Origin of the sequence: Streptomyces sp. Y7 (assembly GCF_043195415.1) — a bacterium.
Lineage (GTDB): Bacteria > Actinomycetota > Actinomycetes > Streptomycetales > Streptomycetaceae > Streptomyces.
The window spans coordinates 118,242-140,965 of the sequence record NZ_JBIDDQ010000007.1 but is presented as its reverse complement, the minus strand read 5'-3'; the positions used below and the strand labels follow the sequence as shown (position 1 = coordinate 140,965).

Here is a 22,724-nt window from a genome sequence, read left to right as displayed (position 1 = left end):
TTACGTGATATTTAGCAATTGCCCAGGATGCTCTCGCGCAACTCGCGCTTGAGTAGCTTCCCGGTCGCGCTGACGGGCAGCTGGGAGCGGAACTCGCCACTGCGCGGTTTCTTGTACCCCGCGAGACGGCCGGCCGCGTCGTCGAGGATCTCCTGCACGGACGCGGTCGCGCCGGGCACCGGCACGATGACCGCGTGAATGGCCTCGCCCCAGATCTCGTGCGGAACGCCGATGACGGCCACCGAGTCGACGTCCGGATGCTGCATGAGCGCGGTCTCCACCTCGATGCTGAAGACGTTGATGCCGCCGGTGATGATCATGTCCTTCTTGCGGTCGACGATCGTGATGAACCCCTCCTCGTCCGCCTTCGCCAGATCACCGGTCTTGAACCAATCACCGTCGCGGCTGAGCGCCGTCTCCTCGGGCATGCGGAAATAGCCCGACGACACCGACTCGCCGCGCAGCCAGATCTCGCCGACCTCGTCGCTGCCGCGGACGACATCTGTTCCGTCGTCCTTGACGACCCTGGCATGGGTGAGGACGTTGGGGCGGCCCAATGAACTCAGCCGTGCGACCTGGTCCGCCGTGCCGGTCGTGAACTGGTCCTCCTGTCGCAGTATCAGCGCGCTCGCGTAGGTCTCGGTCAGTGCGTACATGGGGTAGAACACGTCACCGAGCAGCTCTCGGCCCTTCATCAGCAGCTCTCTGGAGAGGGGGGAACCGCCGGTGATGACGCCGCGAAGCGAGGACAGGTCGAAGTCGTGACGCTCGGGACGGGCCAGCAGCATTCTCAGCATCGTCGGCACCAGGATCGTGTTCGTCACCCGGTACCGCTCGACGGCTCGGAAAAAGGTCAGCGGCTCGAAGCCCGGCGCGATGACCGAGCGGCCGCCCTTCATGAACACCGGGTTGAGACCGGCCGAGCCGCCGGGATTGAAGAAGTACGGCACGTTCTGCAGGTTCGTCCCCTGCTGCGGCACCGGAACCTCGGCCAGCACCCCGAGGATGCCGCCCATTGCGTTGCGGTGGTTCAGCACCGCCCCCTTGGGTACGCCGGTCGTGCCACTGGTCGCCGCGATCTGGTAGACGTCGTCGTCACGGATGTCGACGCCCGGGTCGGAACCCGGTTCGGCGCTCATCGCCTCCGTGAGGTCGAGCTTGAACCCATGGGTGCCGCCGAAGCCCAGGACATGCCGGATGGAGGGCACCTCAGGGAGCCACTCGGCGGCCGACTCGGCCAACGAGGAGTGGACGATGATCCCGCTGGGCTCGATGTAGCGCAGGTAGGCGGCCAACTCCCTCGCCGAGAGCCGAATGTTGACGGCCGCGCCGACGACCCCGCTCTTCGCGCAGGCGAAGAAGAACTCCACGAACTCGGCGCAGTTCGGCGCCAGGATCGAGATCCGGTCGCCCTTCGCGAGGCCCAGGGAGAGGAAAGCCCGCGCCAGCTTGTTCGTGCGCGTCTCCACCTCTCCCCACGAACGACTGGCACCGTCCTCGATCAACGCGTCCGAGTCCGCGAAGAAGTCCGCGTTCCGACGGACGATGTCACTCACGAGCATGGCGTCTCCTATCGGACCCGAGCCCTGCGGAGGTGAGGTCCGGCCGAGTTCCTCGAACTGCCGACTCTCAAAAATATTCCGTTAAACGTAAGATACAAGCTAGGGTCCGTCACGTAAGCCGTCAAGAGATCGCGGGGCGGGCGACAGTGCCATCCCGCGGTGTGCCACCGCAGGGAAGGCGGAGACATGGGCAGCAGTTCCGGCGCGCGACTCGACATCTCCCACGACGTCGAGCACCCCCCGTTCACCTTCGCTCCGTTGTCCCCGACGACGTTCCTGGACCGCGCGCGCACCGCGTTCGCCGAGCGTGTGGCCGTCGTCGACGGCGACCTTCGGATCACCTACCGCGAGTTCGCCGACCGCGTCGAGCGCCTGGTCGGCGCCACCCGGGCCTGGGGCTGTCGACCCGGCGAGCGGGTGGCCGCCCTGTGTACGAACAGCCATGTGATGCTGGAGCTCCACCACGCCGTGCCGCTCGCGCGGCTGGTGCTGGTGCCGATCAACATCCGGCTCTCGGTCGACGAGATGACCTACGTCGTCGAGCACTCCGAGGCCCGGGTCGTGGTCGCCACCCACGAACTCGCCGACGTCGCGCGCCGGATCGCGGGCCGCACCGGTGCGCGCCTCGTCATCGCGGGCGGCCCGGACGACGAGTACGAGCATTGGCTGGCCGAGGCCCTCCCGGAACCCGTCGACACGGCGGTCAGGGAGGCAGCCCTCCTCGCGGTCAACTACACCTCGGGCACGACGGGCCGGCCCAAGGGCGTGATGTACCACCACCGCGGCGCGTACCTGCAGGCGCTGGCGATGGCTCACCACGCCCGGCTGGCGCCGGGCTCGGTCTACTTGTGGACTCTCCCGATGTTCCACTGCAACGGTTGGTGCTTCACCTGGGCGGTGGGCGCGGCCGGAGGGACCCACGTCTGCCTGCGCTCGGTCGACACCGCGCGGATCTGGAGCCTGCTGCGCGAGGAGGGCGTGACGCACTTCAGCGCGGCGCCCACGGTCCTCACGATGATCGCCGAGGACCCAGCGGCCGGCCCTCTGGCCCGTCGTGTCCACATCGACACCGGCGGTGCACCGCCCTCGCCCACCCTGCTCGGGCGGCTCGCGGCCCTGGGGCTCGACGTGACCCACCTCTACGGGCTGACCGAGACGTTCGGGCCGATCGCGGTCAACGAGTGGCAGCCCGAGTGGGACGCCCTCCCGGTCGAGGACCGCAACCGGCTGCGGGCCCGGCAGGGCATCGCCAACCTGGCCTCGCGCCCGCTGCGGGTGCTTGACGGGGACGGGAAAGACGTGCCGGCGGACGGTGAGACGATCGGAGAGATCGCGGTCTGGGGCAACAACGTGATGCTCGGCTACTACCGGGACCCGGAGTCCACCGCGAGCGTCACCCGGAGCGGCTGCTTCCTCACCGGTGACCTCGGGGTCATGCACCCCGACGGCTACGTCGAACTGCGCGATCGCCGCAAGGACATCATCATCTCCGGCGGCGAGAACATCGCATCGGTCGAGATCGAGCGCGCCCTCGACACCCACCCCGACGTCGTCGAGTCGGCCGTGGTCGGCCGGCCCGACAGCCACTGGGGCGAGGTGCCGGTCGCGTTCGTGACCCTGCGCGAGGGCTCGACGGCCACCGAGCAGGAGCTCGTCGGCTTTCTGCGCTCCTCCTCGCTCGCACGGTTCAAGGTGCCGCGGACGATCGTGTTCACCAAACTGCCCAAGACCTCGACGGGCAAGATCCAGAAGAACGTGCTCCGCGAGCGCGCGGTGGGCGAGGGCGACTGACGGCGAGCCATCGATCATGTGCGGGACCTCCGCGCCGATCGTGCACAGAACCGAAACGGCCCACTCCTCGCGGAGCTCGAAGAGTTCATCCACGAGCTCCTGGGCGTTCGGCATGCTCAACCGGGGGCAACGCCCTGCGAGGAATGGGCAGAGAGAAGAAGGCGACGGTCGGTCAGCTCTTGTCCGTCGCCGGGGCCGATGATTCCTGTGTGTATTTTCCGGTACGCTCGAATTCCTCGAGGATGGGTGTGATCACCTCGGTGGCCTCTCGGACCTGAGGAAAACCCACGTAAAGAATCAACGTGAACATGATTTCCCGCACTTCGTCGGGCGTCACCCCGGCGTGGAGCGCAAGGCGAACGTGGTCGCCGAGAGCCCCCTTTCCGTGCAGCGTGACGTCGGCGGCCAGCATCGCTATGCTGCGGTCGCGCAGCGACACACCCCGGCGATGGAACATGTAGCCCCAGGCGGCGGCGATTCCGAACTGCGTGTGATCAATGGCCTCTTCGGTGGCACCCGACTCTCGAAGTGCCGTCAGCCGTTGTCGTAGGCCGTCGGCGTACTCCTGACCGAGCACGGCCCCCATGAGCTCGAGTCCTGTGTCGAGGTGTTCATTCAGGTTCAGACTCATGCTCGCTCCATGTTGACTGACCAGTATTACTGGCCTTCCTCGACAATCACCGCACGGACCGGACACATCCGCTGTGCCCGCTTCACTGCATCGGCGACGTCCGCGCCGGGATGTTCGACCAGGACGGATGCCTTGTCATGGTCGTTCATCTCGAACACTGCCGGGGCGGCGTCCACGCAGTTGACGTATCCCTCGCACAGTCGCTGATCAACGCTGACCTTCATCAGAACTCCGTTCCAGCAGCTTTCGATATTTTTGCAGTCGGGCAGGCCAATTGATGCACAATGCGCCCACCGGCCGCCCCATCCGGGTATAGGTGATCACACACTTACCCTCTTCCAGTGACCCCTCGGAAACCTCCGCCTGAGGGCCACTGACGCCGACGAACTGCACCCGCGATCCGTACTGGTCCGACCAGAAGTACGGAAGCCCCGCGAACGGCGGACGGTTCTCCCGCCCCTCGAGCAGAAGGCCCGCCACGTATTCGGCTTGTTCAACGGCGTTCGACCAGTGCTCGACTCTCGTGTGCACGCCGTAGCGCGGGTTGAACCAGCGCGCCACGTCGCCGGCCGCCGCCATGTTCCGGGTACCGAGCGGAGCACAGAACTCGTCGCAGACCACGCCGTTGTCCAGCACCAGCTCCGATGTGTCCAGCCATGCCGTCTCGGGCACCACTCCGATACCGACGATCAGGAGGTCGGTGTCGATGTACGAGCCGTCGGTCAGCTCAACCCGTTCGACACGATCGGCTCCGATGACCTTCGAGATCCCGACGCCGAGCCGCATCGTCGTGCCGTGCTCCAGGTGCTGCTTCACGAAGTACTCGGACATGCGGTCCCCCACGGCCTCGGACAAGGGCCGCGTCGAGACGTCGACCAGGGTGACCTGGAGGTTCTGCTCCCGGCACACGGACGCCACCTCGGCGCCGATGAATCCGGCGCCGATGATGGTCACCCGTGGTCCTGAGGAGATGCCCTGCAGAACGCGAACGCAGTCCTCAGCTGTTCGCAGGTAGTGCACACCGTCGAGTTCCGCGCCCGGCACCCGAAGCGGCCGGGCGGCGGCACCTGTCGCGATGACCAGGCGGTCGTACGGAACCGTCGACCCGTTACCGAGCCTGACCTCCTGGCGAGCGACGTCCAGCCCGGACGCGGCCGTGCCGAGTATCAACTCCGCACGAACCTCTTCGTACAGGAACAGCCTGGCCTGCTCCGGATCCCACTTGCCGCTCAGCACCTCCTTCGACAGGGGTGGACGGTCGTACGGCGGGAAGTGCTGTTCCTTGCCGATCATCACCAGTTCACCGTCATAACCTCGGCGACGGAACTCCTCCGCAGCCCGGACTCCGGCGATCGAGCTGCCGACCACGACGATTTTCTGCGGCTCGACGCCGGCCATCGTCACCTTCCTCACTGCACAGACGGCCCGTCAGACGAATCCGGGGCGTACCGCTCGCTGTACTCTTCCTGGAAACTCGGCTTCATGAACTCCGCGAGGTCACTCGCGGTCAGGTACGCCAGGCACTGGAGCTCGAAAGGGTCGAGATACAGCTTGGCGCCGCTACGGGGATCCTCCACCGACAGCCGGACACCGTTCGCGTCGCGGTCAATACTCAGACGTGCCGTCGCGAATTCGTTACTCAGTACCACGACCCCGTCGCCTTTGTCAGAAAACATAGGTCATCGCAGGGAGTGGTCCGTCGTTGTCCAGCAACATGACCTTTCGCTGTGCGATCTTCCACGTGCCGTCCACGCTGCGCAGACGGTAATCACAGCGCGCCGCGCGCCAGGACGGATCGCGTGCAGCGTCCCGAGCCACTCCGGGACGATACTCAGTAAGCAGCACATTGCAGCGGACGGTCGCCTCGTCGTCCCGTTCGGCGGGCTCGGTCGAGATGTTCGAGATGAACCGGATGAACTTCGAGGGAGGATCCTGTGTGTGGTTCAAACCGCTCTCGGTGATGCGCCACACACGATTTTCCAGCCGAAGGTAGTTGTCATAGATGATGGAGATGTGCGAGCTCGGATCGACCTCGTCGGCGTTGTTCGGGACCCAGTAGACGACGTCGGAGGTCATCAGGCTCAGCCAGTCCTTGAGGCGCTCCTCGTCCAGGAGACGGGCCTCATAGAAGAGGAAGTCCTCGGCCTCTGCACGAGTCAGTGTGGCCATGCTCAACTCCCGGATTCGAGGGCGGCGGACATCAGCTTCTTCCACTCGTGGTACATCGCGAACACTTCGACTTCGGCGGAGTATTCGGCGCACCGTTCCCCCCGGGGACCGCTCCACGAGCGCATCGACTGGCGGTTGAACCATGACCACGGGTAGGCGCCCTCCCAGGAGCCGGCCTTGTAGCCCTCCTGCATCCGCTCGAAGCACTCGAAGTCGTCGGGCGACCCGAAGCCGGCCGGACCGTAGAAGAACTCCTCCTCTCGGACCTTGGCGGTGTTGACCTCGTCCGGGGCGCCGGCCGCGTGCACGTACCACTGCTTGACTTCCGTCAGGGCAGGCCCGATCGGCCGGATGATCCGGAGGTTGTTCCGGTTGATCGCGACGTTCGGGAAGATGGCCATCCGCCAATCGTTGAACGTGTCCGCGAGCTTGACGGCGTCACCGTCGAGCCGGTTGGAAATCGACTCGAGGTAACTCTCGGGATACAGCGGTGACAACTGCGGTGGCTGGACGTCTTCAGGATCGCGGGCGAGCAGGCCCCCGCCCGCCCCGAGGATGCTGTGACCGTGCAGCAGATCGGCGGCGAGGTTCGTGGCGTTCGCACGCTCGGGCTGGGTTCCCGGATGCCTCCAGCCCGTCTTCTCCGCCATCTTCGCGAACGACTGCATGGCGACACGGTGCAGGTGAGCCGGGTGGTAACCCTCGTCCGAGCCCTCGTACTGGAGCTTCCAGTTCGCTTGGAACCTGTGGGTCCACACGCCCTTGGTCAGCTCGAGCTCGCCCTCTGGCGACTGATCGGCCCAGCGGTCGATGAAGTAGGCGGCGTTTCCGAGGTGGTCGATCAGATCCTCCCCGTCCTCCGCCATTGATCCGAAGATCATCCCGCGATAGCTGGCGAGTCGGGGAACCCGCTGCAGGCCCTTTTCGATACGGGCCAGCTCACGCGGGTCATAGCCGTTGCGCATCGTCGTCCCGAGGAGTTCTCCACGGTTCCCGTACACCCAACCGTGGTACTCACACCGGAAGAACTGGCTGTTCCCGAGCTCGCTCTGGCACACCGTGGTGCCCCGGTGGATGCACCGGTTGATCAGGCCGTGGATCTCGCCGTCCTCGTCCCTGCTGAGAATGACCGGGATAAGGCCGATGTAGCTCGTCTTGTAGTCGCCAGGATGCTTCAGTTCGGATTCATGGCCGACATAGACCCATGTCTTGTACCAGATGTCCCGGAGCTCTTGCCGAAAGATCTCCTCACTGGTGTAAACCTCAACGTTGACACGAGACTCGTCGAGATCGACCAGTTCATCTATGCGTTTCACGCTGACCTCCAAGCGGGCATCGGCTCCGATAGCACATGAGTATCCCTCCCAACAGAGCCCTTTTTCAGGCTCTACATTGGTTCTGTCAGGCTATGACCCCGTCCCCCCTCCACCTACGGTGTTGTTCCGTTCTACAGAACCCACTGACCGACCGTTGCCCGCGACTACGACGACGCGCACTGGCTCTCCACCGACGCCAACACGATTGCCGGTCGGCCGGCTTCGAGCAGGGAGGGCACCTTTACGCGGGCCTCAGTTGTTTTCGATGAAGTCGTCCACCAGACGGTTGAACTCCGCCGCGTGCTCCAGCTGCGCCCAGTGCCCGCAGTGATTGAAGAGCACCATGCGAGAGTCAGGGATCATCGACAGAAGGCGCAGGCTGGTCTCGAAGTGCATCGTGCGGTCATCCCGGCCGTGCACGATGAGGGCGGGCACGGTGCTCTGCTGCAACGCCGGAACGAGCTCGGCGAAACCCTCGACCAGTCGTCCGGACTTCCAGAAGTCCAACCAGTTCTTGTTGTGCCCGGGAAACTCATGGGCCGCCTTGGCCCTGGTCTGTGCCAGCTCGTCGGTTGCGAACGACGAGTCGTAGCACATCACTTGGACCAGGCGCTTGAATTTTTCCGGGCTGGGGTCCTGGTACGTTTCGACCAGAACACGGAGGCCCTCGGTCAGACCCGCCGGGCCGACCACGTTCACTCCCGGGGCCCCCGAGCCCATCGTCACCAGATGCGATACGCGTTCGGGGTTCGCGGCCGTCACCCGCAGGGAGATCACGCCTCCCATGGAGTTTCCGACGAACGCGGCGCGCTCGATCCCCAGCGCGTCCATCAGCTGACGCATCGCTTCCGCCTGATCGAGCCCGGCTTCGAGCGTCTGCGGGCTCGACTCACCCCAGCCCGGCATCGTCACCGCGATGCAACGATACTTCTTCGAGAGCCCCACGACGTTCGGCTCGAAATTGCTCCAGCCGGTCGCACCGGGGCCCGCACCGTGGATCATGAAAATCGGGTGGCCGGCACCGGCCTCATTGATCTGAATACGGTAGTCCTCCGTATCGATCAGCTTCTTGGTGTTCTCGAACGTCAATGTCGTCGGCATGTCCCACTTCTCTTGGTTGTCAGCCATCAGATAAAGCGTCGTAAGCGATCGCGTCCGCGACTGTGACCCTCCAGTCGCGGATCATCCTCACCCGCCCGAGGCGAGCGTGGCGAAGTCGATGACGAAGTCCGGGCTTGCCACAGATTCGTCCGGATGATCCTTCATCAGCACCGCTTCCAGGATGTATCCGCCAAGCGCTTCGGATGTGTCGTAGTAGCAGAAGTGGGCTGCACCCTTCAGCAGGTCCGCCCCCATGGCGACTGGAACGTCGATTGACTTGAGCCAGTCACGCACACTGTTCCATTCACCCACGTCCGTCGTGACGTTGAGGAGCATGTGGTGCACGCCTTCACCCAACAGATCACGAAACTCGCGATTGTAGTGGCTGGGGCCGAGCGTGGGCTGGATGATCTCGAATCCGAAGTCCTGCATAGGTGCCAACCCCGTGAAGTACTCGTGGTTCACCGGCTCATCCCGGTAATACGCACCTTCGAGGAGCCCCAGCTCCGGGCGCCAGGTGCGAATGTCCCAGCGACCCATGCCGAGCAGGTCGTTGTACTGCTCGATGCTCTTCATGACGTCGTTGACGACCACGCCGAAGTGATTCACCCCCTCCACCTTCACGGGGCCCACCCCGGCAGGACGCGTGTAGCGGCCGGAATGATTCCAGTGCTCGGTGACCACGCGCTCGTCTCCTGCGTCCCGTTGCCGTGGGACGCGGACTTCGATCAGATAGCCACCCAGGGCGGCTCTCGTGTCCAGGAAGTGCCGCTCGAGCAGACCGTCGACGGTCATCGACGCCGCGATCGGGATGCCCTTCTTCTCCAATCGATCGCGGAGTACACCGAACTCGGCGGCGTCGTGCACCGCGAGCGTCAGATGACTGATTCCCTGTCCCCGGGCGAACCGAAATTCCTGAAACGGGCTCTCGCCCTTGAGGGGTTGGACGAGTTCGAATGTCACGGGGACAGCCACTCCGTCGCGCATGGCGATGGCTTGCCCGGACGGCGGTACCGTGGTTCCGGTCGCAGTCCGGAAAGTGGGCGTGGTCGGTCGCCCGTGGGAATTGACGTCGGTCAACCGATCCGGGCCGTAGTCATGTACGTCCCACTCGTCGATGCCGAATATCTCGGCGTACCGCAATGTCGCGGCCTCCAGGTCGCGCACCACCACGCCGACCGAATGCAGTCGATCGACGTCCAACAATCCGGTCATCGCTTCTCCTCCGCTGATCGCCATCATCGGCATGGTCGCCGTCATGGTGAGCCGCTCGAAATGAGTTCGTCCCGTGCTTCAGAACTTGTATTCGGCATGTACTGGGTTCCGAAGGTATTCGGATTGCACCGAAGCATGGTCGGTGGAATCAGGGCACGCACGGTCCGTGCGCCGGACCGTGCGTAGTGCCGGATGCGCTCTGTGATGCAGTCCTGATGTCTTTTCGGACAGAGCGAAAGACAGTGGGCGCCCGCTTCCTGATGGCATGGGACTCTCCATCGGAGAGCTGGCCGCCCATGCGATCGCGTCATCTGCCGACCCGGCAGCATCCGGGCAGCCGCGGTTACACGTTCAGTTCATCCGGGTTCGACGGCTTGTGCCCCCAGTAACTGGTGACGTCATAGCGGGAGGGCGTGAAGGTCGCCTCGTCGATGTGCAGCCCGCCGTATCCGTATTCGACGTCGAAGCCGGACGGTGTCCTCGCGTAGAAGGACAACATCCCGTCGTTGGTGTGCCTGCCGAATGTGGCGGCCACCGGGGCCGCGCCGGCCAGGACCTTGTCGTAGGCCCGACCGACGAGGTCGAGGTCATTGACCTCGAACATCAGATGGTTGACCGTGCGCGGAACGTTCGGGAAGGAGGCGAAGGCGAAGGAGTGGTGCCGTGAGTTGCAGTGCAGGAAGGTCGCCGTCAGGCCGGGCGCGATCTCAATGTAGTCGCTGAGCCGGAATCCGAAGACATCGACATACAAGTGCCGGTACGCCTCCGTGTCGCCCACCATCTGGAGGGCGTGCCCGAATCCTTCGTGGCCGGTCAGGAAGGTGGCACCGGTGGGCGAGACGAATCGCTCTTTGTCCGTCTTGAGGCCGTAGAAGAGCTCGATCGTAGTGCCGTCCGGGTCTTGGAACTGAACCAGGCCGCTGACCATGCGTGCGCGGACTTCGGATTCATCGCACACCTTGACCGGATAACCTGCCGCTTCGACTTCGCCCGCGAGCTCCTTGAGCTCCTCGGGGCCGGCGACCTCCCATCCCAGCGTCTGAACGCTTTCGCGGGTGTCACGGCGGACGTCGACCCGATATGCCTTCTCATCCATCCGCAGCAGGAGGCGGTCGGCGCTTTCCTCCGCAGCTTGGAGGCCAAGCAGGTCTACGGCAAAGCTTTTCCAGGCAGGCACGTCGGTCGTGGATACGATGACGTAGCCCAAGCTGAGTACGGAAGCCATGGTGGTCCCCTTCTCGGATGACGGAACTCTGATGTGGAACAGCGGCCCTGCGGCATGTCAGGGACCAACCGCCTGGCGTTGGGCGACGGGAGCGTCACGGGTGCCACCATCACCACGCCGAGTGAGCTGAGCGGCTCCATGTCCAAGAGCCGACTTCGGCTTGCGTGACATTGCCATTGATGACCGCCAAAGGGCCGGGCACGTGCCGCGGACCGGCGCTCCCGCGGGTGGGCGGCACTGTCTCAGGCGAGTGGGTCTTCCGAGACATCGTCGGCGCCACGTTCTTCGCCCTGCACACCGACCTGGCCGCGGCGTGGCCTGTGGCCGTTTCTTCGCCCGCGCACGACGCTCAACGGCCCTCCCGGACAGGGGTGGGACAATGACATGACGGAACCTCGGGGCCCACTGTGTCGGCGTCGGATGCTCGACCTGACCGGTGCCCACGATTGAGGCGACAACCACATCGCTACGTCTCATTCCTGACGAGGAACTTCGGGCCGTGTCAGGTTCGCCGCCTGCGTGACCGGCGGCAATGCAGGCGTCCCACCCTGCGGAACCGGTCTGCCGCGGGAACCTCGCCGGTATGGACCGACGGGTCCCGGTGAGATCGAGGGGCCCGTCACGACGCTGGCGGACAGGGGAGAAGTGCCGCATCGCAGTGCGGCTGACAGCGGGGTCGGGCAGTTCGCCTTCGTCGGTGAGCCGGACGCTTCCACGGAATCAGGCCGTCGGAGCGGCCGGGGTGTTCTCCCTGTGGTCTCCGGCTAATCCGCGACCGGAACGCAGTGGTGCTCCGGCCGCGGAGCCGGAGCTGTTCGAATGCATGCGGCAGATCGAGTGCGGCAGGATGGATGACCAACGAGGCCCCGAGCAACGTGATTGAGACGTCAGACATCTCGATCAACAGCTCGAGGGCCTCGCTCGTTGCGCTTCACGATCCATCACCCGATCGGCGGCCAACTCGAAGAAGATCACTGAACGCTGGGGCACCCGTCACACCCGCAAAGGTATGATCATCTGGGCCGAGCAGCGTCTTGCATCCTGTCCTTCATGAAAAGGGTCTGTCATCCTTTAGCGACTGTTCGTGGCAGCTTCCCGGAGTGAGGTTGGGGGAAGTGGAACGGCTCCGGGGCGAGTTGGCGGAGTTCGTTGCCGATGTGTTCGGGTCGTTGCCGCGGCGGGATCAGCGGCGGTGGGGTGAGTGTTATCTTCGGGGTCTGATGGTGGACGGTCGGCGCAAGTCGATCCAGGACGATGGCTGAGGGTCTGCCGGACGGGAATATGCAGGCCCTGCAGCAGTTCGTGAACCAGTCGCTGTGGGATCCTCTGTGGGTCAGGCAGTGCGGCGCCCAGCGGCTGTCCGGAGTTGTCACGCCCGAGGTGTGGGTGATCGACGACGTGTCGTTTCCCAGTGCGGTGAGGCGTCGGTCGGGGTGGCCCGCCAGTACGGTGGAGCCGTCGGCAAACGGGCGAACTGCCAGGTCGCGGTCAGTGTCCATGCCGCCCGCCCGTACCTGGTCACCGTGCCGCGCCGCGGTGTGACCGTCCAGGTCCCGGTCGGCACCAGCATGCTGGACGCCCTTCAGGCGGGGGGCGTGGAGATCGTGTACGACTGCCTGCGCGGCGAATGCGGGCTGTGCCGCGTGCGGATCCTGGCGACCGACGGGCCCGTCGACCACCGTGACGTGTTCCTGTCCTCCCGGCAGAGGGTAGAGGGCCGTCAGATGTGTGCCTGCGTGTCCCGGATCGCCGGGCCCGGTGTCATCGTCGACTGCTGAGTTACCGATGTCGCGGTCCTGGACGTTCTTGCCGACCTCGGGCTTCGTCGTCGTAGGTCCACGACGAGTCCTCGTGCCGCTGCCCGCCGCCCTCGGTGGGAGGAATCCACTCGTGACGGCTATCCACAGCCAGGAGATCTGTGCATCGCAGGCGTCGGCAGAGGGGGAACGTCCTGGTCGCACCTCGCGCCTCACCGATGTGTCTCATCCTGGGGAGCGGCCAGGTTGGGACTGCTGCAGGGTTGGGTGGCGTCGGAGCGCTGCTTGAGGTTGCCGTCGCCGTCCCACGCGTATTCGGCCCACCCCGTGGGGCCGTTGACCTTGGTGATGCGGTCGCGGTGGTCATAGGTGAAGGTGACGGCGGTGCCGCGCCCGTCAGTTGCGGTCTTCACCCGGAGCGTCGTCGTACGTGTATGTGGTGGCGCCCGCTGGGCGGGGTGACCTTCGTCAGGTTGCCTATGGCGTCGTAACTGAACTTGGTGACCTTGCCGACTGCGTCCTTGACCGTGCACCGCTGGCCTTCGAAGCCGCCGCAGGTGGTGTCGGCGGGGTTGCAGGTGAAGGTGCGGCTGCCGCCGTCGGTCCCGGCGACCGTCTGCTTGGTGGTGTTGCCCGCGTCGTCGTAGCTGTAGGTGACCTCGACGCCGTCCGCGCTGGTGATCTTGCCCGGGACGTCCGCGCCGGCGATGGTCTTGTAGCCGGTCAGCGAGGCGGTGGCGCCGGTGGGGAGCTTGAGGGAGGAGAGGTTGGAGCGGGCGTCCCAGCCGTAGGCGGTTACGTTGCCGGGTTCGCCGCCCACGCCCATGGCGTCGGTGGCGGTCTCGAGGTTCAGGTTGGCGTCGTAGGTGCGTTCCCGCGTCTTGCCCAGGGCATCGGTGACCTTCGTGATCTCGCCGTCCGCCTTGTGCTCGTACTTAGTGGCGTGCCCGGCGGGGTCGGTGACCGTAGTGGTCCCGGCCTCACCCTCACCGGTCGTGTACGCGTAGGTGTAGGTGGGGCCGGTCTCGCCTGAGCCGTCGAAGGTCGTGGCCCGTTTCGTCGACGTCACGCGGTTGCTCGCGTCGTAGGTGAAGACCGTGACCCGCCCCTCCGGGGTAATGATCTTCGTCAGGCGGCGGTCGGAGTCCTAGCCGAACTCGGTGGTCTTGCCCTCGGTATCCGTGATCTTGACCAAGTCCCCGGAAGAGTTCAGGTCGTAGACGACGGTGCGGCCCGCGCTGTCCTTCGCCTGCCACTGCGATGCGTCGGTCTTGACCAGGTCGATGAACCGGCCGGAGCGGGGGTCCGTGAGCCTGAACCCCTTGTGCTCGGTGCCTTCGTCATGCTGGTCGACCAGGATGTGGCCGCCGTTGCGGTCAGTCATCTTCACCAGCGTGCCGTACTGGCTGTAGGTGTCTTTCACGCCGGAGCCGCGGTCCGTGACCGTGTACTCGCCGCTGGAGGTCCTCTCCAGATCGAGCCGGTAGCCCTTCGGGGCTGCGTAGGTGCCGTCGGTCTTCTCAGTGAAGGTGACCGAGGCGCCGGTGGCGTCGTAGAGCACCACTTGCCCTCGTCGTCGAGGATCTGCAGGTATCGCTCGTAGCTCGTCCACCAGCGCTGCGACACCTTGCCCCACGGCGCGTCCAGCTAGTTGTAGGTGTGGGTCAGCTGGATCTGCTTGCCGACGCCGGCGAGTTGGAGTGCGGTGTCCGCGAGCATCAGGTTGCCGGTGGAGTAGTTGACGCGGACGACCAGGGAGTCGGTAACCCGGACGTCGGAGATCTGATGCCACGACACGGCTCCCTGCCCTCTGGGCACGTACGCCGCGAGGGCCTCCGCTTGGAGTGCCCTGCGCTGGGTACCGCCGGTCGCCTCAGCTCGCGCCTGCTGAGCAGCCCGCCACCGAGCGGCCTGCTCTGAGATCTTCTCCTGCTGCGTGCCCGGGGCCTTGGTCTTGCCGACCTTCACGGGCGGCATCTTCGCCTTCTCGTCGCTCTTGCCCCAGACGGAGGTGGGCTTGCTGGCGCCCGGGCCGGGGTCGGCGGCAAAGACCGGAACGGCGCTGGTGGTAAGGGCCACGGCAACCGCCGTGGCCCCACGGCCGCAGGGTTGTCCTCCCGGTCCCACGACTGAGCACGTGCGTCTGTACACGCCTGAGCACTCTTCTCGGTACGCCGACACCACCAGCGGACTCGACACCACCACGCTTGAGAACGGCAGATGGACACTCTCCACCGCACCCGACTCCATGCCCTCCATGGTGAGTCCGATGCCCACGGACCCGGCCGAAACAGGGAAGCGGGAACAGCTTCTGATCTTTAAGCTAAGAGCGCGGTCCCCAGCGACGCGCTAATCCTGGTCTCAGGTTGATCGGGGACGATGAGCGGGAAAAGTATCGGCTGGAAGGGGGCGGGCCGTCGTGCGGATCATGATCGCGGATGATGAAGTGGCCATCCGTGAGTCGCTGGAGCGGGTGCTCCAGGTCGAGGGTTACGACACCAGCACCGTCGCCAACGGTTTCGCCGTGCTCGACGGGGTCGGTGGGGCCGGCGGTGACACGCTGGATCTGCTGATCCTCGACGTGATGATGCCCCGCCTCGGCGGGTTGGAGACCTGCCGGCGGTTGCGGGCCGCGGGTCAGGATCTGCCGGTGCTGATGCTGACCGCCCGTGACCAGGTCTCCGACCGGGTCGCGGGGCTGGACGCGGGCGCCGACGACTACCTGCCCAAGCCGTTCGCCACCGAGGAGTTGCTGGCCCGGGTGCGGGCCCTGCTGCGCCGGCGCACGCCGACCGACGGGGAGTCGCAGATCCTGTCGTTCGCCGACGTCCGGATCGATCCCGACAGGTTCGAGGCGTGGCGTGGCGAGCGGCCGCTGCGCCTGACCCGGACCGAGTTCTCCCTCCTGCAGGTCTTCGTGCGCAACGCGACCCGGGTCTTGACCCGCGACGCGCTGTTCGAGGCGATCTGGGGCTTCGACATGAGCGCCACCGCCAACAACCTCCAGGTATACGTGAGCTACCTGCGCCGCAAGATGGAGGCCGAGGGTGAGCCGCGATTGATCTACACGCTGCGCGGCCTGGGATACACGTTGCGGGAGACTCCTCCGTGAGCAGGCCCGCCGGCCGGGAACCGCGCCGGCTGACCCGATGGTGGCGCCGGCGGTCCCTGCGGACCAGACTGACGGTGATCGCGGCGACGGCCATCGCGGTCAGCGTGTTCGTGGCCTTCCAGGTGGCCAGCGAGCTACTGGACTGGGAGCTGCGTGACACCGCCGAGAATCAGCTACGCGCCGACTCCCGCGTCCTGGCGACGAACGCGAAGCGCGCCGGCCTGGCGCAGGTCCAGCTACCGCCGTACCCCGGATCCGGTCGGCTGGTGCGGGTCATCCTGCCCGACGGCTCGACCCGGACGCCGGCCGGCCAACCCGCGCTGCCCCCCGTCAGCGAGCCCGCCGGGCGCGTGGCGCAGGGCGCGTCGGCCGACATGATGGAGTCGAACGACAGCGACGACGACGGCTACCTCATCTACACGCTGCGGGCGGGCGACGGCGCGGTCCAGGTGGCCCGCGTCGCCGACGACAGCCCGCTCAACCGGTTCGGGTTTGGCATGCTGCTGATCGGGCTGTTCTGCGTGGTCGGCGGCGCCCTTGTCGGGCGGACCGTGGCGCGGACCGGGCTGGCACCGATTGACCGGCTGACCGCCGCCGCGGTACGTGTCGCGCACACCCGGGATCTCGACGCCGACGTCCCGGATGAGGGTGGTGGGGAGATCCGGCGGCTGATCCAGTCGATCAACGACATGCTCGCCGCGCTCCGGGACTCCCGGCGGGCCCAGCGGCTCCTCGCCGAGGACGCCGCCCACGAGCTCAAGACTCCGCTCACCAGCCTGCGTCTCAACGTCGAGCTGCTGATCCGGCTCGATCGGCGCGGCACCCTGGACAGCGCACTGCCGGCGGAGAGCCGGACCCGGCTGCTCAACGATCTCGGCGCCCAGGTGGCCGAGTTGAGCACCCTTGCCGCCGGGCTGACCGATCTGGCGCGCGGTGACGTCAGCGACGAGAACACCGAGCTGCTCGACCTCGCCGACGTGGTGGTGGCCGCCGCGACCCGGGCGCGTTCCCGCGTGCCCGACATCGAGGTCGCGCTCGACGTGACCTCCGTGTGGGTGAGCGGGCGTCCCGCCGCGCTCCAGCGGGCGGTGCTCAACCTCATCGACAACGCCGGCAAGTGGTCCCCCGCGGACCAGCGGGTCCAGGTCCGGCTCCGTGCCGAGGGCGCGTCGGCGGTGCTCGAGGTCGACGACGCCGGGCCGGGCATCGACGCCGCCGACGTACCGCGGGTGTTCGACCGGTTCTACCGTGCCGACAGCGCCCGGGCGTTGCCGGGATCCGGCCTGGGGCTGTCGATCGTGCAGCGGGTCGTCGACGCCCACAGCGGCCGGGCCACCGTCGCCCGCTCCGCACGCGGTGGCGCGCTGCTTCGGGTCGACCTTCCGGCCGCGGCCCCGCCCGCCCCGATCGCGCGGCTCACCGCCGGGGAGGACACCGCGGTGCGCTGACCCGCCCCGGCGGCGCGTCGCAGGACAAGGGACGGCGGCCCTCGGGCATGGCCCCGCGCGGCTCACCGTCGAGGCAGGACACCGCGATGCGCCGACCCCAGCCCCGGCGCGCGGCGCAGGACCAAAGGGCGGCGGCCGTCGGGCCCATGAAAAGATCCGGGACGGGCCTGGGGCCCCGTCCCGGATCTCGTCCGTGCCGCCGCGCTCACCGTTGCAGCGCGCGCTCCTCGCCGTCGGCGAGCGGCTGTTGACCGTCCGGCAGCTCCGCGGCCGGCCGGGAGAGCCGGCTCGGCCACCAGATTCGCCGGCCGATCAGCAGGGTGAGGGCGGGCACCAGGACCGACCGCACCAGCAGGGCGTCGAGCAGCACGCCGAAGGCGACCAGGAACCCGACCTCGATCAGCATCACCAGCGGAAGTGTGGCGAGGACCGCGAACGTGGCCGCCAGGACCAGGCCTGCCGAGGTGATGACGCCACCGGTGGCGGAGAGGGCTTTGAGCATGCCCTCTCTGGTGCCGAGGCGTACGGTCTCCTCCCGGGCCCGGCTGGCCAGGAAGATGTTGTAGTCGACGCCGAGCGCCACCAGGAACAGGAAGGCCAGCAGCGGCACCGAATAGTCGACGCCCTTGAACCCGAGGATCGTGTCGAAGACGAACACGCTGCCGCCGAAGGCCGCGGCGAATGAGACGATCACGGTGGCCATCAGGACCAGCGGGGCCAGGATCGCGCGCAGCAGCAGCCCGAGGACGATCAGGACGACGGCGAGCACCAGCGGGATCACCAGCTTCTCGTCGCGGCTGGTGGTCACCTCGGTGTCGAGGTTCTCCGCACTCGGCCCGCCGACGATCGCCTCCGCCCCGCTCACCGCGTGCACGGCGGTGCGCACCCGCTTGATCGTGTCGTACTCCGCGACGGTGTCCGGCGCGTCCTTCGGGAACACGGAGATGCTGGCCCAGCCACCGCTGGTCTGCTCCGGGACGGCGAGGGCCACACCGCGAGTGTCCTTGACGATGTCGAGCACCCGCTCCTGGTGCGCCGGCCGCGTGAAGATCGTCATCGGCTGGCCGCCGAGCTCCGGGAAGTGCTGGCGCAGAACGGTGAAGCCGGTGACCGACTCCGGCGCGGACAGGAACTGGTCCTGCTCCCGCAGGGCGCCGGTGTTGCCCGCCAGCCCGATGGCGAGCACGCCGAGGACTCCGAGCGAGCCGAGCGTCGCCACCCACCGGCGGCGGCTGATGGCGGTGCCGAGCCGTCCCCACAGCCCGGGCTTCTCCTCCACGGCCGTGCTGAGCCGCGGGATGGCCGGCCAGAAGATCCGCCTGCCGAGCACCACGAGCACCGCCGGGAACAGCGTCAGCATGGCCACCAGCGCGCACACGATGCCGGCCGCACCGACAGGGCCCAACCCTCTGGTGCTGTTCAGGTCGGCGACGAGCAGGCAGAGCAGGCCGGCGACCACGGTGGCCGCGGACGCGACGATGGCCGGCGCCGCGGAGCGCAGGGCGTGGACCATCGCGACCCGGACGTTCTCGTGGTGGTGCAGTGCCTCCCGATATCGAGCGATGAGCAACAGCGCGTAGTCCGTGCCGACGCCGAACACCAGGATCGTCAGCAGCGCCGAGTTCTGGTCGTTGACCACGATGCCGAAGCCCTTGACGAGCAGGTAGACGGTCGCCATCGCGGTCAGTGCGGCCGCGCCCACGGCCACCAGCGGGATGAGCCACAACACCGGGCTGCGGTAGGTGAGGATGAGCAGGAGCGTGACGACCATGATGGTGGTGAGGAGGACCTGCACGTCGATGCCGTCGAAGACGGCGTCCATGTCGCCGTCGATCGCGGCCGGGCCGGTAACGTCGAGTTCCAGGCCGTCGGGGCGGTCCTTCGCGGCGTCACGTAACGGGCCGACGATGTCCTCCGGTGCGCCGTAGGTCGTGCTCACCTCGAGGGTGAACATCATCGCCTTGCCGTCGGTGGAGGGGCTGGTCGGTGGGCCCTCGTCGTCGTCGCCGGCCGGGGCCGCCACCTTCGGCGGGTACCGCTTGGCAAGGGTGTTGTAGTGGCGCTCGACCGTCGCGCGGTCGGCGTCGGTCATGCCGCCGGCGCGGTGGTACACGAAGACGAAAGTGTTGTCGTCACCGTCGGGGAGACTGTCCTCCAGTACCGCGACCTTGGTGGACTCCGCGCTGGCCGGCAGGGTGTCTGCGGCGCCGTCGGTGGTGACCGAACTCAACTTTCCGCTCAGCGGCACCATGAACACCGCCAGCGCCAACCATAAGCCAATCACCAACCACGGCACCCACCGGCCTGCCAACCGACCGGCCGGCGCTTCCCCGGACGGCGCTGCGTTGACTGCCATCACTAGCCTCCTACATACGGGTTGCATCGCTCATCTGACGCCCAATTCCTAATGAGCGAACCTGAGACCACCGTTAGAGCCTGTGAAGTCACCGGCGTCCGTCGAAGATGGTGATGTTGATCATCGATGTCTTGTGGGTGGGTGCGTCGCGGTGAATCGTCCGCGCCGCCATCCGTCGGACACCTCGGATACCGAGTGGGAGATCACCGCGCCGTACATCCCGGTCAGAGGCACTCGGGCAGGTGCCGGCGGGCGCCCGGTCCTGTATCTACGGCGTGACATCGTGGCTGGACTACGACGGTGATCTGCCGGTGTTGGAAGGCACTTTGATTCGCCTCGTCGTGGACCGCTTGCCGAGCGACAGTGACCCGGAACCGTTGTGGTTGTGGTCTTCACGCGTGGGCGCGTCATCCTCGCGTGTAGACCGGGTTGTGGCAGATGTTCTTGCGCCGCTTCGACCTTGAACACACGGCGAAGCCTGAGCCGGTCGAGCGTCTTCCCGAACTCGGCCGACATGTAATTGCTTCCGCGGTCGGAATGAAATATCGCGCCGGTAGAGAGGTTCCTGTTGCGTGCCACGTTGCGGATCGCCCTGGATATCAGCGGGGTTTGGTAGTGGTCGTCCATGGCGTAACCGATGACTTCCCTCGTGCAGCAGTCGATGACCCGAAGAAAGCCGACGCCGCCTTGAGAATCTCGTTGGCCCGCCGCAGCTCGGCTTCCTCGGCCCGCAGCCCATTGACCTTCGCGGCCTCCTCGGTCGTGACCCCGGGCCGCTGGCTGCCGTCGACTTCGGCCTTGCGGACCCAGGTCCGCACCGTCTCAGCCGCGGCGATCCCCAGCTTGGCTGCGACAGCTTTCATCGCGGCCCACTCCGTTGGGTGTCGGTCCAAAACTGACGATCATCGCTGACACCTGGGTCTTTGATCACTATGGAGATCCACATGCCGAAGTCGAACGCCGCACCGCCGCTGGACCGTTGAACCTGCTTGCGCCTTCCTGAGGTTGATACAACAACCGCCAGAGAGCGGGGCATCGCAGCTGTGCGGATCAGCCGCCGCCTATGGCCTGGTTTCTGCCGACGTCGCTGCGGAGGATGGATACGAGCATTCTGGCCCTGGCTGAGCCCACGCCGAGTCGCTTTCGCAGCGTGTCGGAGGAGATCGGCCGCCGGTGTTCTGCCCAGTGCTGTGCATCCTCCCGGCGTGCACGATCCAGAAGGTCGTCCACGGTCTGCGACCCAGGGTCCAAACCGTCGCTGTAAGCAGCGCCTCGGATTGAGGACACTGCATCTTCAGGTTGGGCCCGACCGTCAGCCTGAGGGGAATCAACTGGCGCAGCGCCTTGGTGCGTTGGTCGTCCTCGCGCGTCCCGAGCCTCATCGGAGGCTGTGCTGATGGCCTGAAGGAGTCCCGGACCGACTTCGGCCCACCCGATGAGCAGCAAGGGCCCGACGGCGTCGAACGCCGCCTTGCCGTATTGCCCGCTGAGCACGGGCTCGGCGACGTTCAGGGCCAGAGTCATGAAGCTGGAGAAGACCAGTAGTCGGCGGGCTGGGCGGAGTTGTTCGGGGCGGGCACCGTGGAGGGCGAGGTGTCTCGTTCCCAGCAGGAGACCGATTACGGAGAGATCTACGGCGGGTGCCACGAGCGGCGCGACCCATGGGGTGATGCCGAGGTGGAGTGCCAGAGCCCAGACGTTTCCGAACCCGAAGAGGAAGGCGAGACCGACGACTGCCGTTATGGTCACGGTCACTGCGCGGAGGGTGAACTGTTGCTCGAAGGTGGTGGCTGGGGGAGTGGTGGAAGGTTCCGGGCTGTGGGCGGCCAACTAGCCCACCTCCAGCCACGTCTGCTGCTTGAGCGCGTGTGTCCAAAGGATATCTCGGGCCTCGGACACTGACGACATCCAACCTGTCCGGGTCGAGCTGAGCTCGGCCCGCACAAGCTGCTTTCCAGGGTCGAAGGTGGGAGACGTGAACAAGTGTCGCTTTTAGAGGCAGATCCGTTCGTCGGTAGGCACTGTGAGTCGACCACCCTTGTGAATCTGTTGCGGCAGCGAGAGATTCACTTGTCGGAGTCGCTTGTCTTCGGGCTCGCCGGTGGCCTTTCGTTCATCTACTGGCGGACGAAGCAGATGCCGACGCCGTTCGTCGGTGGCCGCATCAAGCCCGACATGCTGTCCGCCAATCTCGCGCATGCGCTGAATCTGCGGCTGTCCGTGCACGAGACCTCGTCGGTGAATCGGGCGAGGCAGCAGTTGCTGGAAGAGCTGGATTCCGGAACGGCTGTGGGCCTCAAGCTCGACCGCTGGTTCCTCGACTACTCCACCGACGACTTCCGGTTTGCGGCCCACTATGTCGCCTGCGTCGGGTACGACGAGGACCGTTTCGCCCTGGTGGAGACTCAGCCGCTCGGCCTGCAATGGGCCACCGGTGAATCCCTGGCGACCGCGCGAAACGCGCGGGGGCCGATGAGTTCGCGTAACCGTGCCTTCACTCTCGATCGGCTGAAGGGTGGCCTTCCCGATCTGGGGGAGGCCGCCCGCAAAGGCGTCAGAAGGGCGGCGGAGAACTTCCTGAATCCGCCGATCTCCAACTTCGGGTTCAAAGGCATGCACAAAGTCGCCGACCTCATGCCGCAGTGGCTCGACGACCTCGAGTCGCCGGCGAACAGCCTTCCCGAGATCGCCACGATCATGGAAGACGCAGGAACCGGCGGGGGCCTGTTCCGCATGATGTGGGCGGAGTTCCTGGCGGAGACCGCCGATCTCACCGGTATCGGCGAGTTCCGGGATATCTCGGACGCGTACCGCGAGGTGTCGACGAAGTGGACCGGAGTGGCCGGGCTTCTGCAGGAGGCGGGAGTTGCGTCGTCGCGGGAATCCCTCCACAGCGCCTCGAAGTTGGTGCATGAGGCCGCCGAGGAGGAGCAGCGCCTGATGCGCCGGCTCATGGAACTGTCGGGCTGACCAACTGCGGTCCTGTGGCGGCCACTTGACGTGCCAGACTGCGTTTGATCCAGGAGCTGCTTGATCAATAC

The 22,724-nt window shown here is 66.3% G+C and carries 23 protein-coding genes and 1 pseudogene; 6 read left to right on the top strand and 18 right to left on the bottom strand.

Annotated elements, in window-relative coordinates:
* Positions 1–11: 11 nt before the first annotated feature.
* A complete protein-coding gene (locus ACGFW6_RS20060) occupies positions 12–1,556 on the bottom strand; it encodes a class I adenylate-forming enzyme family protein (RefSeq protein WP_393511266.1) in 1,545 nt (514 codons plus the stop codon).
* A gap of 192 nt (positions 1,557–1,748) precedes the next feature.
* On the opposite strand from ACGFW6_RS20060, the gene ACGFW6_RS20055 reads away from it, so the two are divergent.
* A complete protein-coding gene (locus ACGFW6_RS20055) occupies positions 1,749–3,353 on the top strand; it encodes an AMP-binding protein (RefSeq protein WP_393511263.1) in 1,605 nt (534 codons plus the stop codon).
* 172 nt (positions 3,354–3,525) lie between these two features.
* Here ACGFW6_RS20055 and ACGFW6_RS20050 read toward each other — a convergent pair whose 3' ends face one another.
* The 9 genes from ACGFW6_RS20050 to ACGFW6_RS20010 form a co-directional block, all read right to left on the bottom strand.
* Positions 3,526–3,984, bottom strand: a complete 459-nt coding sequence (locus ACGFW6_RS20050; RefSeq protein WP_393511260.1) for a carboxymuconolactone decarboxylase family protein — start codon at positions 3,982–3,984, stop codon at positions 3,526–3,528.
* Between the two features lie 26 nt (positions 3,985–4,010).
* A complete protein-coding gene (locus ACGFW6_RS20045) occupies positions 4,011–4,208 on the bottom strand; it encodes a ferredoxin (protein WP_393511257.1) in 198 nt (65 codons plus the stop codon).
* Entirely contained in the window at positions 4,192–5,382 is a 1,191-nt protein-coding gene (locus tag ACGFW6_RS20040; protein ID WP_393511254.1) for an NAD(P)/FAD-dependent oxidoreductase, read from the bottom strand. Before ACGFW6_RS20040 ends, ACGFW6_RS20045 begins: the two co-directional genes overlap by 17 nt.
* Positions 5,383–5,393: 11 nt before the next feature.
* Complete coding sequence (locus ACGFW6_RS20035; protein ID WP_393511251.1) at positions 5,394–5,660, bottom strand: hypothetical protein; 267 nt, start codon at positions 5,658–5,660, stop codon at positions 5,394–5,396.
* Entirely contained in the window at positions 5,650–6,153 is a 504-nt protein-coding gene (locus ACGFW6_RS20030; protein WP_393511248.1) for an aromatic-ring-hydroxylating dioxygenase subunit beta, read from the bottom strand. The genes ACGFW6_RS20035 and ACGFW6_RS20030 overlap by 11 nt, the downstream gene beginning before the upstream one ends.
* A 2-nt stretch (positions 6,154–6,155) precedes the next feature.
* Positions 6,156–7,469 (bottom strand): Rieske 2Fe-2S domain-containing protein, encoded by a 1,314-nt coding sequence (locus ACGFW6_RS20025; RefSeq protein ID WP_393511245.1) that lies wholly within the window; start codon positions 7,467–7,469, stop codon positions 6,156–6,158.
* A 252-nt stretch (positions 7,470–7,721) separates the two neighbouring features.
* Positions 7,722–8,597, bottom strand: a complete 876-nt coding sequence (locus tag ACGFW6_RS20020) for an alpha/beta fold hydrolase (protein WP_393511242.1) — start codon at positions 8,595–8,597, stop codon at positions 7,722–7,724.
* A 60-nt stretch (positions 8,598–8,657) separates the two neighbouring features.
* Positions 8,658–9,830, bottom strand: a complete 1,173-nt coding sequence (locus tag ACGFW6_RS20015) for a VOC family protein (protein ID WP_393511239.1) — start codon at positions 9,828–9,830, stop codon at positions 8,658–8,660.
* A 298-nt stretch (positions 9,831–10,128) separates the two neighbouring features.
* Complete coding sequence (locus ACGFW6_RS20010; RefSeq protein ID WP_393511236.1) at positions 10,129–11,010, bottom strand: VOC family protein; 882 nt, start codon at positions 11,008–11,010, stop codon at positions 10,129–10,131.
* A 1,100-nt stretch (positions 11,011–12,110) separates the two neighbouring features.
* Between ACGFW6_RS20010 and ACGFW6_RS20005 the strand changes: the two are divergent.
* Positions 12,111–12,512 (top strand): annotated as a pseudogene (locus ACGFW6_RS20005) (transposase); the annotation flags it as partial.
* A gap of 21 nt (positions 12,513–12,533) precedes the next feature.
* Positions 12,534–12,788 (top strand): 2Fe-2S iron-sulfur cluster-binding protein, encoded by a 255-nt coding sequence (locus tag ACGFW6_RS20000; protein ID WP_393511932.1) that lies wholly within the window; start codon positions 12,534–12,536, stop codon positions 12,786–12,788.
* A gap of 191 nt (positions 12,789–12,979) precedes the next feature.
* On the opposite strand, the gene ACGFW6_RS19995 is transcribed toward ACGFW6_RS20000, so the two are convergent.
* From ACGFW6_RS19995 to ACGFW6_RS19980, 4 genes are all read right to left on the bottom strand, one after another.
* Complete coding sequence (locus tag ACGFW6_RS19995; RefSeq protein ID WP_393511233.1) at positions 12,980–13,180, bottom strand: hypothetical protein; 201 nt, start codon at positions 13,178–13,180, stop codon at positions 12,980–12,982.
* Complete coding sequence (locus ACGFW6_RS19990; protein ID WP_393511231.1) at positions 13,177–13,836, bottom strand: hypothetical protein; 660 nt, start codon at positions 13,834–13,836, stop codon at positions 13,177–13,179. The genes ACGFW6_RS19995 and ACGFW6_RS19990 overlap by 4 nt, the downstream gene beginning before the upstream one ends.
* 78 nt (positions 13,837–13,914) lie before the next feature.
* A complete protein-coding gene (locus ACGFW6_RS19985) occupies positions 13,915–14,331 on the bottom strand; it encodes a hypothetical protein (protein WP_393511228.1) in 417 nt (138 codons plus the stop codon).
* A gap of 83 nt (positions 14,332–14,414) precedes the next feature.
* Complete coding sequence (locus ACGFW6_RS19980) at positions 14,415–14,846, bottom strand: hypothetical protein (RefSeq protein ID WP_393511225.1); 432 nt, start codon at positions 14,844–14,846, stop codon at positions 14,415–14,417.
* Positions 14,847–15,186: 340 nt separating this feature from the next.
* On the opposite strand from ACGFW6_RS19980, the gene ACGFW6_RS19975 reads away from it, so the two are divergent.
* The gene (locus ACGFW6_RS19975) at positions 15,187–15,879 is read left to right on the top strand and encodes a response regulator transcription factor (protein ID WP_393511222.1); all 693 of its coding nucleotides are present in this window, start codon (positions 15,187–15,189) and stop codon (positions 15,877–15,879) included.
* Positions 15,876–17,327: an ATP-binding protein gene (locus ACGFW6_RS19970; protein WP_393511219.1), complete on the top strand. Its 1,452-nt coding sequence runs from the start codon at positions 15,876–15,878 to the stop codon at positions 17,325–17,327. Before ACGFW6_RS19975 ends, ACGFW6_RS19970 begins: the two co-directional genes overlap by 4 nt.
* Before the next feature lie 205 nt (positions 17,328–17,532).
* Here the strand turns inward: ACGFW6_RS19970 and ACGFW6_RS19965 are convergent, their stop codons facing one another.
* The 4 genes from ACGFW6_RS19965 to ACGFW6_RS19950 form a co-directional block, all read right to left on the bottom strand.
* Positions 17,533–19,683 (bottom strand): MMPL family transporter, encoded by a 2,151-nt coding sequence (locus tag ACGFW6_RS19965; RefSeq protein WP_393511216.1) that lies wholly within the window; start codon positions 19,681–19,683, stop codon positions 17,533–17,535.
* Positions 19,684–19,803: 120 nt separating this feature from the next.
* Positions 19,804–20,310 (bottom strand): hypothetical protein, encoded by a 507-nt coding sequence (locus ACGFW6_RS19960; protein WP_393511213.1) that lies wholly within the window; start codon positions 20,308–20,310, stop codon positions 19,804–19,806.
* Positions 20,283–20,546: a hypothetical protein gene (locus ACGFW6_RS19955; RefSeq protein ID WP_393511210.1), complete on the bottom strand. Its 264-nt coding sequence runs from the start codon at positions 20,544–20,546 to the stop codon at positions 20,283–20,285. Before ACGFW6_RS19955 ends, ACGFW6_RS19960 begins: the two co-directional genes overlap by 28 nt.
* A 187-nt stretch (positions 20,547–20,733) precedes the next feature.
* Positions 20,734–21,438, bottom strand: coding sequence for a SpdA protein (locus ACGFW6_RS19950; RefSeq protein WP_393511207.1), 705 nt, complete (start codon positions 21,436–21,438; stop codon positions 20,734–20,736).
* Positions 21,439–21,666: 228 nt separating this feature from the next.
* Here ACGFW6_RS19950 and ACGFW6_RS19945 point away from each other — a divergent pair, with 228 nt between their 5' ends.
* Entirely contained in the window at positions 21,667–22,653 is a 987-nt protein-coding gene (locus tag ACGFW6_RS19945; RefSeq protein WP_393511204.1) for a BtrH N-terminal domain-containing protein, read from the top strand.
* The last annotated feature ends 71 nt before the right edge of the window (positions 22,654–22,724 follow it).

What these genes read in the sequence shown, in the direction of transcription:
- ACGFW6_RS20055 (WP_393511263.1), top strand. Translation starts at nt 1,749, where the DNA reads ATGGGCAGCAGTTCCGGCGCGCGACTCGACATCTCCCACGACGTCGAG.
- ACGFW6_RS20050 (WP_393511260.1), bottom strand. Translation starts at nt 3,984, where the DNA reads ATGAGTCTGAACCTGAATGAACACCTCGACACAGGACTCGAGCTCATG.
- ACGFW6_RS20045 (WP_393511257.1), bottom strand. Translation starts at nt 4,208, where the DNA reads ATGAAGGTCAGCGTTGATCAGCGACTGTGCGAGGGATACGTCAACTGC.
- ACGFW6_RS20040 (WP_393511254.1), bottom strand. Translation starts at nt 5,382, where the DNA reads ATGGCCGGCGTCGAGCCGCAGAAAATCGTCGTGGTCGGCAGCTCGATC.
- ACGFW6_RS20035 (WP_393511251.1), bottom strand. Translation starts at nt 5,660, where the DNA reads ATGTTTTCTGACAAAGGCGACGGGGTCGTGGTACTGAGTAACGAATTC.
- ACGFW6_RS20030 (WP_393511248.1), bottom strand. Translation starts at nt 6,153, where the DNA reads ATGGCCACACTGACTCGTGCAGAGGCCGAGGACTTCCTCTTCTATGAG.
- ACGFW6_RS20020 (WP_393511242.1), bottom strand. Translation starts at nt 8,597, where the DNA reads ATGGCTGACAACCAAGAGAAGTGGGACATGCCGACGACATTGACGTTC.
- ACGFW6_RS20015 (WP_393511239.1), bottom strand. Translation starts at nt 9,830, where the DNA reads ATGACGGCGACCATGCCGATGATGGCGATCAGCGGAGGAGAAGCGATG.
- ACGFW6_RS20010 (WP_393511236.1), bottom strand. Translation starts at nt 11,010, where the DNA reads ATGGCTTCCGTACTCAGCTTGGGCTACGTCATCGTATCCACGACCGAC.
- ACGFW6_RS19965 (WP_393511216.1), bottom strand. Translation starts at nt 19,683, where the DNA reads ATGGCAGTCAACGCAGCGCCGTCCGGGGAAGCGCCGGCCGGTCGGTTG.
- ACGFW6_RS19960 (WP_393511213.1), bottom strand. Translation starts at nt 20,310, where the DNA reads ATGGACGACCACTACCAAACCCCGCTGATATCCAGGGCGATCCGCAAC.
- ACGFW6_RS19955 (WP_393511210.1), bottom strand. Translation starts at nt 20,546, where the DNA reads ATGAAAGCTGTCGCAGCCAAGCTGGGGATCGCCGCGGCTGAGACGGTG.